9 protein-coding genes are annotated in these 13,110 nt (G+C 70.8%); 4 read left to right on the top strand and 5 right to left on the bottom strand.

The annotated features are described in order from the left end of the window. The first annotated feature begins 28 nt into the window (after positions 1–28). Both ESG85_RS23010 and ESG85_RS23005 read left to right on the top strand, forming a co-directional pair. On the top strand, positions 29–1,615 hold the full coding sequence (locus tag ESG85_RS23010; protein WP_128982238.1) for a Na+/H+ antiporter: 1,587 nt from the start codon (positions 29–31) through the stop codon (positions 1,613–1,615). A 175-nt stretch (positions 1,616–1,790) separates the two neighbouring features. Further along, the gene (locus ESG85_RS23005) at positions 1,791–2,360 is read left to right on the top strand and encodes a dienelactone hydrolase family protein (RefSeq protein WP_128982236.1); all 570 of its coding nucleotides are present in this window, start codon (positions 1,791–1,793) and stop codon (positions 2,358–2,360) included. Positions 2,361–2,477: 117 nt separating this feature from the next. On the opposite strand, the gene ESG85_RS23000 is transcribed toward ESG85_RS23005, so the two are convergent. From ESG85_RS23000 to ESG85_RS22985, 4 genes are all read right to left on the bottom strand, one after another. Continuing rightward, complete coding sequence (locus tag ESG85_RS23000) at positions 2,478–3,449, bottom strand: zinc metalloprotease (protein WP_246095227.1); 972 nt, start codon at positions 3,447–3,449, stop codon at positions 2,478–2,480. A gap of 338 nt (positions 3,450–3,787) precedes the next feature. Next, positions 3,788–5,437 (bottom strand): alkaline phosphatase D family protein, encoded by a 1,650-nt coding sequence (locus tag ESG85_RS22995; protein ID WP_128982234.1) that lies wholly within the window; start codon positions 5,435–5,437, stop codon positions 3,788–3,790. 255 nt (positions 5,438–5,692) lie between these two features. Beyond that, entirely contained in the window at positions 5,693–6,508 is an 816-nt protein-coding gene (locus tag ESG85_RS22990) for a thioredoxin domain-containing protein (RefSeq protein ID WP_128982232.1), read from the bottom strand. Between the two features lie 95 nt (positions 6,509–6,603). Beyond that, positions 6,604–7,332 carry a hypothetical protein gene (locus tag ESG85_RS22985; RefSeq protein ID WP_128982230.1) on the bottom strand — a complete coding sequence of 243 codons (729 nt, stop codon included), beginning with the start codon at positions 7,330–7,332 and terminating at the stop codon, positions 6,604–6,606. Positions 7,333–7,716: 384 nt separating this feature from the next. On the opposite strand from ESG85_RS22985, the gene dnaE reads away from it, so the two are divergent. After that, entirely contained in the window at positions 7,717–11,256 is a 3,540-nt protein-coding gene (dnaE, locus tag ESG85_RS22980) for a DNA polymerase III subunit alpha (protein WP_128982228.1), read from the top strand. Between the two features lie 115 nt (positions 11,257–11,371). On the opposite strand, the gene ESG85_RS35100 is transcribed toward dnaE, so the two are convergent. Continuing rightward, positions 11,372–11,545, bottom strand: coding sequence for a hypothetical protein (locus ESG85_RS35100; protein ID WP_164986300.1), 174 nt, complete (start codon positions 11,543–11,545; stop codon positions 11,372–11,374). Between the two features lie 261 nt (positions 11,546–11,806). Here ESG85_RS35100 and ESG85_RS22975 point away from each other — a divergent pair, with 261 nt between their 5' ends. Further along, on the top strand, positions 11,807–13,105 hold the full coding sequence (locus ESG85_RS22975) for an NYN domain-containing protein (protein ID WP_128982226.1): 1,299 nt from the start codon (positions 11,807–11,809) through the stop codon (positions 13,103–13,105). The last annotated feature ends 5 nt before the right edge of the window (positions 13,106–13,110 follow it).

Here is a 13,110-nt window from a genome sequence, read left to right as displayed (position 1 = left end):
GACCCGCCCTGCGACCGAAGGGGACGCCGTGGACCAGCTCGCCCTGCTGTTCCTGCTGCTGCTCGGCGCCGTGCTCACGGTCCCCCTGGGAGACCGGCTCGGGCTGCCGGCACCCGTCCTGATGACCCTCGTCGGGATCGTGCTGGCCTTCCTGCCCTTCGTGCCGAACGTCGACATCCCACCCGAGTTCATCCTGCCGCTCGTCCTGCCGCCGCTGCTCTACGCGTCGGTGCAGCGCACCTCCTGGCGCCAGTTCGCGGCCAACCGGCGGCCGATCTTCCTGCTCGCGGTGGCCCTGGTGTTCGTCACGACGGCCGCCGTCGGCGCCGTCGCCGACGTCCTCGTGCCCGGCATCCCGCTGGCCGCCGCGCTCGCGCTCGGCGCGCTGGTCGCGCCGCCCGACCCGGTCGCGGCGACCGCGGTGGCCGGATCGCTCGGCCTGCCGCGGCGGCTCGTGTCGATCCTGGAGGGCGAGGGACTCTTCAACGACGTCACCGCGATCGTGCTCTACCACGTGGCGATCACCGCGGTGGTCACGGGCCACTTCTCGTGGCCCGAGGCGCTGGGCGAGCTCGTCCTGTCGGCCGTCGTCGCGGTCGCCGTGGGGCTCGCCCTCGGCTGGGCCGCCAACAAGCTGATGGGCTTCCTCGGCGAGGCCCCGCTGCAGACCGGACTCACCCTCCTCGTCCCCTTCGTCTCCTACGTCCTGGCCGAGGAGCTGCACGGTTCGGGCGTGCTCTCGGTGCTCGTCACCGCGCTCTTCCTGGCCGAGTACGCGCTCGACGCCGACGACGTCATGGGACGGCTGGCCGGCCAGACCTTCTGGGAGATCGTCGACACGCTGGTCACCGGCATCGCCTTCGGCCTGATCGGTCTGGAGCTCGTGCACGTCTTCGGGGTGGCCGAGGGGCGCGGTGCGCAGATGCTCGGCTGGGGCCTGGTCGTCGTCGGCGTGGTGGTCGGGGTGCGGCTGCTGTGGCTGCTTCCGGCCACCTGGCTCGCGCAGCGGCTGCACGACCGCCGCGACGTCGCCGAGGAGATCCCGGTGAGCTGGCGGGAGACCGTCGTCATGTGGTGGGCGGGGATGCGCGGCGTGGCCTCGGTGGCGCTCGCGCTCGCCATCCCGCTCCGCACGGACGACGGTTCGCCCTTCCCCGGCCGCGACGAGCTCGTCTTCATCGCCTTCTGTGTGATCCTCGCGACCCTGGTGGTGCAGGGTCTGTCGCTGCCCTGGCTGGTGCGCCGGCTCGGTGTGCAGGCGGACGCGGACGCCGGGCGGGCCTTCGAACGGGAACTGGCGATCCGGGCGGCCAAGGCGGCCAGGAAGCGGCTGAAGGAGATCGAGGAGGTGGAGGAGCTGCCGGAGGAGGTGGCCGAGCGGCTGCAGCGCGGGGCCTTCGACATCGGGGCCCGGATCAGCCCGGACATGGTGGACGAGGAGCGGCGCGCGGCGTTCGCGCAGCGCGTGGAACGGCTGAAATCGGCGCACCGGATCCAGAAGGAGATGCTGTCGGCGGCCCGCCACGCGGTGCTCTCGGCGCGCAGTGAGCCGGGTGCCGACCCGGAGGTGGTGGACCGCGTGCTGCGCGCGCTGGACGTGCGCAGCATGCGCTGACGCGCGGTCGGCCGTGGCGGGTGCGGCATGCGTCGAGGCGCGGTCGGTCGTGGCGGGTGGGCATGCGTCGAGGCGCGGTCGGTCGGGGGTCGCGCGGTGGTCCCGAGGCGCGGTCGGCCGTGGGCCGTGCGGCATGTGCCCGGGCGCCACAGGTCAGGGTGGCAGGATGGTGCGCATGGACATCATGCTCTTCCACTCCGTCTACGGACTGACCCCTTCCGTCGAGGCCGCCGCCGAGCGCCTGCGCGCCGCCGGGCACCAGGTGTGGACGCCCGACCTCTTCGACGGCCGGACGGTGGAGACCGTGGAGGAGGGCAGGGAACTCCGGGACGGGATCGGCAAGGACGAGCTGCTGAAGCGGGCGGTCCTGGCGACGGCGCCCTACTCGGAGCGGGGCCTGGTGTACATGGGCCTGTCGTTCGGCGCCTCGGTGGCGCAGACGCTGGCGCTCGGCGACGAGAAGGCGCGCGCCCTGCTGCTGTTCCACGGGACCTCGGACATCGCCGAGTCGGCCTCGGTGGACGAGCTGCCGGTGCAGCTGCACGTGGCCGAGCCGGACCCGTTCGAGACGGACGACTGGCTGTCCGCCTGGTACCTGCGGATGCGCAAGGTGGGCGCGGACGTGGAGGTCCACCGCTACCGCGGTGCCGGCCACCTGTACACCGACCCGGAGCTGCCGGACTACGACGCGGAGGCGGCGGAACGGACCTGGGCGGTCGCGCTGTCGTTCCTCGACAGCCTGTAGGCCGGCCGCCGGAGGGCCGACGGCCTGGGAGGCGTACGAGCGCGGGGCGGCGGGAACGGGCGTGGCCCCCGGGGACGGTTGCTCCCGGGGGCCACGCCGCCGTGTCCGGACGGTGCGTCAGCCGCGGTACGCGGTCCAGTGGTCGTTCATGCGGGCCACCTGGCCGGCGGTGAACTGGTACATGCAGGCGTCGTACGTGTAGTCCATGAAGTTGTGGATCGGGTCCACACCGGACTTGGACGCGCAGGAGTCACGGCCGGTCGGGCACTCGTAGGCCGGGCTCTTCTCGGCCGGGGTGTCGGAGACGTAGTCACCGTTGCCGTTGCAGCCGCCCTGGAAGGTGTGGTACAGGCCCATCCAGTGGCCGACTTCGTGGGTGGCGGTGTCGCCCTGGTTGTAGTTGGCCGCGGAACCGCCGGGCAGCGAGGCGTCGAGGACGACGACACCGTCCATCGACGGGTTCGACCTGTAGGAGGACGGGAAGGTCGCCCAGCCGAGCAGGCCGCCGCTGAGGTTGGCGGTGTAGAAGTTCAGCGCGTTGGCGCCGCCCTTGCGCAGGGTCTGCTTCATCTGCTTCTCGGCGGTGGAGCCGGAGGACAGGTTGTACCAGCCGGCGTTGTCCGTGTAGTCGGTTCCGGCCAGGGTGAACTGGAAGCCCGTGTTCACGTTGCCGGTGCCCTGGCCGCTGTAGGCGGCGTTGAGGACGGCCATCTGGTTGTTGATGTCGGTCGCGCTCAGCTTGCCCGTCGAACCGCTGTGGATGACGTGGAAGTAGACCGGGATCGAGACCGTGGTGGCGCCCAGGGCGCGCGAGGCGTCGGCGCGGCCGGACAGACGGGCCTCCGCGACTCTCTTCTTCAGGTCCGCGTCCATGGCCTTGGCCTGGGCGGCGGTGACCTCGTTGGGCTCGGCCTTGTGGGCGTCGCCCTTGGCCTTGCGCGCGCCGGACAGGGCGGCGGTGCCGTCCGCGCACTCCTCGACCGAGGCGCCGGCCAGGGTGGTGGTCGCCGGGGCGGCCGCCGGGGCGGACAGGGGGGCCAGGGCCAGGGTTCCGGCCATGACGGCGGTGCCGAGCATACGACGTGACATACGCGGCGATATACGGGCAAGAGCACGCACGGGTGACTCCTCGTGGGGGTTGGGGGAGAGGCACTTCCTCGCCACCGCCGGGGAGATTACGCGTCCATGTCATGTGTCGTTGAGGATTGATCAAGCCCAATCATTCGTTGGGCAAATCGGGGCATCGGGAAGAAAAACTTGCGCCGCTTCCGGAGTTTGAGACGTGGACGTAACAGAAGAGACGCCGAAGGCGGGTGGTGTGTCCGGATTCGACGCTCCGAACTCGCCACCCGCCGTAGTGACGTGATCTCCCGTTAACACGGGGGATCATGGCTGAAAATCGTTGTAGCTGTGTCCAGCGGGTGTCGTCAGCGCACCGGCTGGTACACCCGCTCGACCCGCTGGGTTCCGGTCAGGGTCCGATAGGAACGCGCCCAGGAGGTCGTCGCGTCCCGGTCCGCCCGGTCGGAGACCGTGTAGTAGTCCATCTGGGAACGCTCGGCCGTCACGTCGAGCACGCCGTAACCGTGGTGGTCCATGTCCACCCACTTCACATGGCGGTTGGCGGCCTTGATCGCGCCCGCGGCCACCACCGAGAGCGTGCCCGGCGCCACGTGGAGCAGGTCGTCCAGGTTGTCCGAGGTCACCGAGGTCACCACGAACTCCGTGGCCGCCGAGGCCGACAGCGGATAGGTCGAGGCCTTCACCGGCACGTCGTTGGCCCAGGCCATGTGGATGTCGCCGGTCAGGAAGACCGTGTTGCGGATGCCCCGGTCCGTCAGGTGCTTCAGGAGTTCCTTGCGGTCGTCCGTGTAACCGTCCCACTGGTCGACGTTGATCGCCAGGCCCTCCTGCGGCAGTCCGAGCAGTTCGGCCAGCGGGCCGAGCAGTTCGGCCGGCAGCGCGCCGAAGGCCACCGGCGAGATCATCACCGAGGTGCCCACCAGCTGCCACGTCGCGTCCGAGGCCGCGAGTCCGGACTTCAGCCAGTCCAGCTGCGCCCGCCCGGTGATCGAACGCTCCGGGTCGTCCACCTTGCCGCTGCCCACGCCCGTCTGCTGCGAGCGGAAGGAGCGGAGGTCGAGCAGATGCAGATCGGCCAGGCGGCCGAAACGCAGCCGCCGGTAGACCGTTCCCTCGGTGGAGGCGCGCACCGGCATCCACTCGAAGTACGCGCGCTTGGCCGCCGCCATCCGCTCGGCCCAGGCGCCCTCGGTCCCGGGCGTGTGGTTCTCGGCCCCGCCCGACCAGGTGTCGTTGGCGAACTCGTGGTCGTCCCAGATCGCCACGACGGGGTGCGCCGCGTGCAGCGCCTGGAGGTCGGGGTCCGTCTTGTGGGTGGCGTGCCGCAGCCGGTAGTCGGCGAGCGAGACGATCTCGTGCTCAGGCTGGTGCCTGCGGACGGTGTACTCGGCGTCGGGGTAGGAGCCGCTGGCGTACTCGTAGATGTAGTCGCCGAGATGGAGGACCGCGTCCAGGTCGGTACGGCCGGCCAGGTGGCGGTACGCGGAGAAGTAGCCGGCCTCCCAGTTGGCGCAGGACACCACGCCGAAGCGCACTCCGGGCGCCGCCGCATCGGCGGCGGGCGCGGTGCGGGTGCGGCCGGCGGGGGAGGCGGTCCCGCCCGCGGTGAAGCGGAACCAGTAGGACGTGGCGGGCCGCAGGCCCCGGACGTCCACCTTGACGGTGTGGTCGGACGCGGCGCCGGCGACGACGGTCCCGCTCGTCACCGTGCGGGTGAAGTCACGGTCTTCGGCCAGCTCCCAGCCGACCGTGACGTCGGGGCCCCGGCCTGAGCCGGGCAGGGCGTCGGGGGTGGGGGTGACGCGCGTCCAGAGGAGGACGCCGTCGGGCAGCGGGTCACCGGAGGCGACTCCGTGCAGGAACGCGGGCGCCCCGGCTCCGGCGAGTGCGGGCGAGGCGGCGGCCACCAGCGCCGGCGCGGCGACGGCCGTCACGGCGGCGGCCTTCACCACGGAGCGGCGGCTGGGGACGGATATGAGGTTACGACTGGTCACGGCCCGTCAGATTACCGACTGGTAGGGCAAACTGGCAGACTTCTGCGCAGATGTTCGCCCGTTCTTCCCGGCCCGTTCCTTCCTCGGGCACCCGTCTCCGGCGCGGCAGCGGCCTCCGGGCGCGGGACCGGACACGGGAAAGCCCCCGGAGCGGAGAACTCCGGGGGCTTCGGGGCCCGTTGCGGAAGCCCGGCCGCGCTCGCGACGGAAGGGCAGGCGCGCGCGGGCGAAGGCAGGCCCTCGCGGGCGAGGGCGTCAGCCCTTGAGGACCTTGCCGAGCGCCGCGTTGAACTGCTCGACCGTCAGCGGCGGGTTGTCGCTGCCCTCGGCCGTCAGCGTCTTGCCGTCCATCTTCAGCGTCGGCGTGCCGCGCACGCCGCTGTCGTCGAAGGCCTGGGACATCTTCATCGCCCAGGCGTCGAAGGTGCCGCTCTCGACGTTCTTCCGGAACTCCGCGTTGCCCTTGAGGGCCGGGACGGAGTCCGCCACCTCCAGCAGGTAGGAGTCCTTGGCGAACTTGTCCTGGCTCTCCTCGGGGTGGAAGTCCGCCGAGTACAGCGCGGCCTTGTACTTCAGGAAGGCCTCCGGGCTCACGTCCAGCGCCGCGCCCAGAGCGGACAGGGCGTTCTTGGAGCCCTCGCCCTGGTCGGCGTTGTCGATGAAGGTCGCGCCCACGTACTTGAGCTTGTACTTGCCGTCGGCGACGTCCTTCTCGACGGTGGCGCCCACGCCCTGCTCGAAGGTCGCGCACACCGGGCAGCGGGAGTCCTCGTAGATCTCGAGCGTCTGCTTGGCCTCCGGCTTGCCGAGGACCACGGTGGTGCCGTTCGTGCCCTCGGTGTTCTTCGGCGCGGTGACGTTCTTCGCGTCGGCGGCGGTCTCCCAGGCGGTGGGTTTGTTGGCCTGGACGACGCCGTAGCCGATGCCGCCGGCGACCGCGAGGATGCCGAGCGCCGACGCCGCGACGATCACCTGGCGGCGGGTCTTCTCCTTCTTGGCCTGCCGCTCGCGTTCGATCCGCAGCCGCTCGCGGGCGGCCGCCTTGTTGGCCTGGCTGTTGCGCTTGCTCATGGTCCTGCACTCCGTGACGGGGAGAAGAAAAAAGGAAGGGAAAACGAGGGAGGGGCGCGTGCTGCCCGTCACGAGCCGCCCGTCGAGCGGTTCGCTCAGACGAGGGCGGGCGCGGGCGCGCCACCCGGAGCCGTACGCCCCGGGCGCGCACCGCGCGGAGGCCCCCGCCGTCCCACGGAGTGTGCGAAGAGCCGGGTACGGGACCGGCGCGGCCGGTCCACGGGGCGCCCGGCGCGCCGCGGGCGTGCCCCGGCGGCGCGGACGAACGCGGCCGCCAGCAGCAGCGGCCGGAAGGCGAAGGCGACGGCCGCCCGCAGCAGCCGGGCGAGGGCCCGTTCGCCGCCGCGCAGCCAGGCGGCCGCGCCGAGCCCGACGGCCACGTGGGCGGCGAGCAGCAGCCACGGCACGGCGGGATCGGGCGAGCTCAGCAGGGCCGCGGCCGTGCCGCTCCCGGGCGCCGCCACGCCGGGCAGCGGGGCGCCGACGGCGCCGCCGCACAGCGCGTCCACGTCGAACCCGACCGCGCGCAGCGAACCGGCGACCGGGCCGCCGGCGGGCCCGTAACAAGCGGCCTGCCCACTGGTGAAGAGCGTGTCGGCGGCCAGTTCGAGCGGGACGAGGAGCCCGGCGATGGGGCCGAAGCCGCGCTCACGGCCGGCCAGGGCGAAGGCCACCGCGAAGACGGCCGCCCCCACCGGGGCGACCGTGGCCAGGGGCAGCGGGACCCCGGAGAGCAGGACGTGCGAGGCCACGGACAGCGTCACGACCAGTGCCGTGAAGAACGCCGCCCGGAGGGCTCTCAGCTGGATTCCTGCCATGTTCATCGACCAGGAAGTGTGCCATGCCGGGACGTAAGGCGCCCCTAAGGCCGAGCTGTGAGCCGCCTCGTACGCACCACCGGACCCGCCTCGCGGCCCGGCGGCCCCGGCTCGCCTCGCGGCGGTTCCAGCGATCACGGAACCTCTCGCCGGTATCGATGGTCACGCACCCGGATGTCGAAGACGGCGAGGATCTGCTCACCGCGCTCGTCGGCGGTGACCTGGGGGACCGGCGTCGAAGAGCCTCCTGGCTGGAAAACGTGCATGACAAATGGGACAAGCGTTCCCTGTCTCCCCACGCGCGAACGTACCGCCCGGTGCCCGACCGATGTCAGTGGGGCGACGTAGACTTCCACGCTGACCCCCCAGAATCCGCAGGAGGCATCCCCCGTGACCAAGCCGCCCTTCACGCACCTCCACGTCCACACCCAGTACTCCCTGCTGGACGGTGCCGCGCGGCTCAAGGACATGTTCAACGCGTGCAACGAGATGGGCATGACCCACATCGCCATGTCCGACCACGGGAACCTCCACGGCGCGTACGACTTCTTCCACACCGCCCAGAAGGCCGGCGTGACGCCGATCATCGGCATCGAGGCCTACGTCGCCCCGGAGTCCCGCCGCAACAAGCGGAAGATCCAGTGGGGCCAGCCGCACCAGAAGAAGGACGACGTCTCCGGCTCCGGTGGTTACACCCACAAGACCATCTGGGCGGCGAACAGCACCGGACTGCACAACCTCTTCCGGCTGTCCTCCGACGCGTACGCCGAGGGCTGGCTGCAGAAGTGGCCCCGGATGGACAAGGAGACCATCTCGCAGTGGTCGGAGGGCCTGATCGCCTCCACCGGCTGCCCCTCCGGCGAACTGCAGACCCGGCTGCGCCTCGGTCAGTTCGACGAGGCCCTGAAGTCCGCCTCCGAGTACCAGGACATCTTCGGCAAGGACCGGTACTTCCTGGAGCTGATGGACCACGGCATCGAGATCGAGCGCCGGGTCCGCGACGGCCTGCTGGAGATCGGCAAGAAGCTCGGCATCCCGCCGCTGGTCACCAACGACTCGCACTACACGTACGCGCACGAGGCCGCCGCCCACGACGCCCTGCTGTGCATCCAGACCGGCAAGAACCTCTCGGACCCGGACCGCTTCAAGTTCGACGGCACCGGCTACTACCTGAAGTCCACGGACGAGATGTACGCCGTCGACTCCTCGGACGCCTGGCAGGAGGGCTGCCGCAACACCCTGCTCGTCGCCGAGCAGATCGACACCACCGGCATGTTCGAGAAGCGCGACCTCATGCCGAAGTTCGACATCCCCGAGGGCTACACCGAGGTCTCCTGGTTCCGCGAGGAGACCATGCGGGGCATGCACCGGCGCTTCCCGGACGGCATCCCCGAGGACCGCATGCGGCAGGTCGAGTACGAGATGGACACCATCATCTCGATGGGCTTCCCGGGCTACTTCCTCGTCGTCGCCGACTTCATCATGTGGGCGAAGAAGCAGGGCATCGCCGTCGGCCCCGGCCGAGGCTCCGCGGCCGGCTCGATCGTCGCGTACGCCATGGGCATCACCGACCTCGACCCGATCCCGCACGGCCTGATCTTCGAGCGCTTCCTCAACCCCGAGCGCATCTCGATGCCCGATGTCGACATCGACTTCGACGAGCGCAGGCGCGTCGAGGTGATCCGGTACGTGACCGAGAAGTACGGCGCCGACAAGGTCGCCATGATCGGCACGTACGGCAAGATCAAGGCCAAGAACGCGATCAAGGACTCCGCCCGCGTCCTCGGCTACCCGTACGCGATGGGCGACCGGCTCACCAAGGCCATGCCCGCCGACGTCCTCGGCAAGGGCATCGACCTCGACGGCATCACCAACCCCTCCCACCCGCGCTACAGCGAGGCGGGCGAGATCCGGGCGATGTACGAGAACGAGCCGGACGTGAAGAAGGTGATCGACACCGCCAAGGGCGTCGAGGGCCTGGTCCGGCAGATGGGCGTGCACGCGGCCGGCGTGATCATGTCCAGCGAGCCGATCGTCGACCACGCCCCGATCTGGGTGCGGCACACCGACGGCGTCACCATCACGCAGTGGGACTACCCGCAGTGCGAGTCGCTCGGCCTGCTGAAGATGGACTTCCTCGGCCTGCGCAACCTCACCATCATGGACGACGCCGTCAAGATGGTGAAGGCCAACAAGGGCGTCGAGCTCGACCTGCTCGCCCTGCCGCTGGACGACCCGAAGACCTTCGAACTGCTCCAGCGCGGTGACACCCTCGGCGTCTTCCAGTTCGACGGCGGACCCATGCGGTCCCTGCTGCGGCTGATGAAGCCCGACAACTTCGAAGACATCTCCGCCGTGTCCGCGCTCTACCGCCCGGGCCCGATGGGCATGAACTCGCACACGAACTACGCCCTGCGCAAGAACGGCCAGCAGGAGATCACTCCGATCCACCCGGAGCTGGAGGAGCCCCTCAAGGAGGTCCTCGACGTCACCTACGGCCTGATCGTCTACCAGGAGCAGGTCCAGAAGGCCGCCCAGATCATCGCCGGCTACTCGCTCGGCGAGGCCGACATCCTCCGCCGCGTCATGGGCAAGAAGAAGCCCGACGAGCTGGCGAAGAACTTCACCATCTTCCAGGCCGGCGCCCAGAAGAACGGCTACAGCGACGAGGCCATCCAGGCCCTCTGGGACGTCCTGGTCCCGTTCGCCGGCTACGCCTTCAACAAGGCGCACTCCGCCGCGTACGGCCTGGTCTCCTACTGGACCGCCTACCTCAAGGCGAACTACCCCGCCGAGTACATGGCGGGACTGCTCACCTCGGTCAAGGACGACAAGGACAAGTCCGCCGTCTACCTGAACGAGTGCCGCCGCATGGGCATCAAGGTGCTCCCGCCGAACGTCAACGAGTCCGAGTCGAACTTCGCCGCCCAGGGCGACGACGTGATCCTCTTCGGCCTCACCGCCGTCCGCAACGTCGGCGCCAACGTCGTCGAGTCGATCATCAGGACCCGCAAGAGCAAGGGGAAGTACAGCTCCTTCCCGGACTTCCTGGACAAGGTCGAGGCCGTCGTCTGCAACAAGCGGACCATCGAGTCGCTGATCAAGGCCGGCGCCTTCGACACCATGGGCCACACCCGCAAGGGCCTGGTCGCCCAGCACGAACCCATGATCGACACCGTGGTGGCGGTCAAGCGCAAGGAGGCCGAGGGACAGTTCGACCTGTTCGGCGGCATGGGCGACGAGGGCACCGACGAGCCGGGCTTCGGCCTCGACGTCGAGTTCTCCGACGTCGAGTGGGAGAAGTCCTACCTGCTGGCCCAGGAGCGCGAGATGCTCGGCCTCTACGTCTCCGACCACCCGCTCTTCGGCCTCGAGCACGTCCTGTCCGACAAGACCGACGCCGGCATCTCCCAGCTCACCGGCGGCGAACACGCGGACGGCGCGGTCGTCACCATCGGCGGCATCATCTCCGGCCTCCAGCGGAAGATGACCAAGCAGGGCAACGCCTGGGCCATCGCCACCGTCGAGGACCTGGCCGGCTCCATCGAGTGCATGTTCTTCCCGGCCACCTACCAGCTGGTCTCCACCCAGCTGGTCGAGGACGCGGTCGTCTTCGTCAAGGGCCGGCTCGACAAGCGCGAGGACGTCCCCCGCCTGGTCGCCATGGAGCTGATGGTCCCCGACCTGTCGAACGCGGGCACCAACGCGCCGGTCATCCTCACCATCCCGACGGTCAAGGTCACCCCGCCGATGATCAGCCGGCTGGGCGAGATCCTCCAGCACCACAAGGGCAACACCGAGGTGAGGATCAAGCTCCAGGGGCCCCGCTCGACCACCGTGCTCCGGCTCGACCGGCACCGGGTCCAGCCCGACCCGGCGCTCTTCGGCGACCTCAAGGTGCTGCTCGGCCCGTCCTGCCTGGCCGGCTAGGCACAGAACTGCCGGACGCCCGGCCTCCGCCGTACGCGCAAGGGGCGCGCCCGTCGTCACGGGCGCGCCCCTTTGCCGTCGGCTGCGTGCCGTCGGCTTCTCCGCCGTCGGCTCGTCAGTTGTGGCCGAAACGCTTCTGCCGGCCCTTGCGGGCCACGTCACCCGGGGTGATCTGGGTGGCGCGGTGCTCGGCCTGGGACTCCATCGAAGACTGCTGGGCCTGCTGCGCACCGCGCTCGGCCTGCGAGCCGCGCTGCTGACTGCGGTCCTGCTTCCGGTTCTTGGCCATGGTGATGATGCCTCCTCAAAGGGGTGTGGGGGCCAGGGCCGCTGCCAGACTCACACACGGCAGGAAGCGCCGCATTTTGGATCATTACGGACGGTGAGCGCCGCCTCCGGGCGCTTCCGCGTGAGATCCGCCACGCCGATGATCCAGTTCCGGACGTCAACCCCATCGCGGTCGGGCAGACTCGGAGGAACCCGGAGCACTTCCGATCCCGAGGTTCCCGCAGGGCTTCCCGAAGTTTCCCGAAGCGCTTTCCGAAAGAGGGTGGAACACGTGGACCGATGCGTCGTCCTGGTGGATGCCGGCTACCTCCTTGGCGCCGCCGCCAGCCTCCTCGCCGGAGAACCGGCCCGCTCGCGGATCACCGTCGACCACGCCGCGCTCGTCCAGCAGCTGCGCGAACGCGCCGAGGCCGACACCCAGCAGCCGCTGCTGCGGATCTACTGGTTCGACGGAGCACCCGACCGGGTGCCGCAGCCCGAGCACCGCCGGCTGCGCGTCATGCCCCGTGTCACCGTCCGGCTGGGAGCCCTGACCCGCAGCGACGGCCGCTGGGCCCAGAAGGGCGTCGACGCGGCCATGCACACCGAGCTCACCGAGCTCTCCCGCAACCGCGCCTGCTCCGACATCGTCCTCGTCACCGGCGACGGCGACCTGCTGCCCGGCCTGATGTCCGCCAAGGAACACGGCGTCGCCGTCCACCTGTGGGCCGTCCAGGCCGCCGACGGCGACTACAACCAGTCCGAGGACCTGGTCGCCGAGGCCGACGAGCGGCGCGTCCTCGACCGGGTCTGGATCACCCGGGCCATCCGCCCCAGGGAGCTCACCGGACCGTGCGCCCCGCCGCCCGCGCCCCGCCCCGAGATCGCCGCCATCCTCTCCGCCCCGCTGCCCGAGTCCGCCCTCGCCGCCTCCGCCGAGCGGGCCGCCGCGACCCGGCACAACGGCTCCGCCGCGCCCGCCGCCCCCGCCGGCACCCCGGACGCCGACCGGGCCCCCGCCGCCGAACCGGCGGGTGGTGCCGCCGTCCCGGCGCCCGCCTCCCACAAGACCGTCCCCACCCCCAAGGACCTCGCCGCCCTGCGCGCCTCCGCCCCGGCCGCCGCGCCCCACACACACGGCGCCACCCTGCGCTGGTCCTCAGACCGGGGCTGGATCGACCGCCCCGCCCCGCCCCTCGGCGAACCCGCCGAGACCGCGTCCCTGCCCACCCTCGCCCAGCTCACCAGCGCCGAGCAGCGCTGGGCCGACCGCGAGGAGGACATCACCACCGTCGGCGGCGACCCCTACGAGGTCGGCCAGGTCTTCGCCCGCCGCTGGCTCGACCGGCTCCCGGAGCCCGGCCACGTTCCCAAGCTCGCCACCATGTACCCGCGCATCCCGCACCGCATCGACGGCGAACTGCTCCGCTACGCGGCCCGCTTCGGCCTGCTCGCCCACAAGGACGACCAGATCGACGAGCACGACCGCTACGCGATCCGGGCCGGTTTCTGGCGCGAGATCGACGTCCACGCCGCCGCGCAGCACGCCCCCGGGCCCGAGGAGAGCCGGGGGACCCCGTAGGCTCC

Source organism: Streptomyces roseicoloratus (genome assembly GCF_004117935.1).
GTDB lineage: Bacteria > Actinomycetota > Actinomycetes > Streptomycetales > Streptomycetaceae > Streptomyces > Streptomyces roseicoloratus.
The sequence above is the reverse complement of the archived record's forward strand: the minus strand, read 5'-3'. Positions and strand labels throughout refer to the sequence as shown.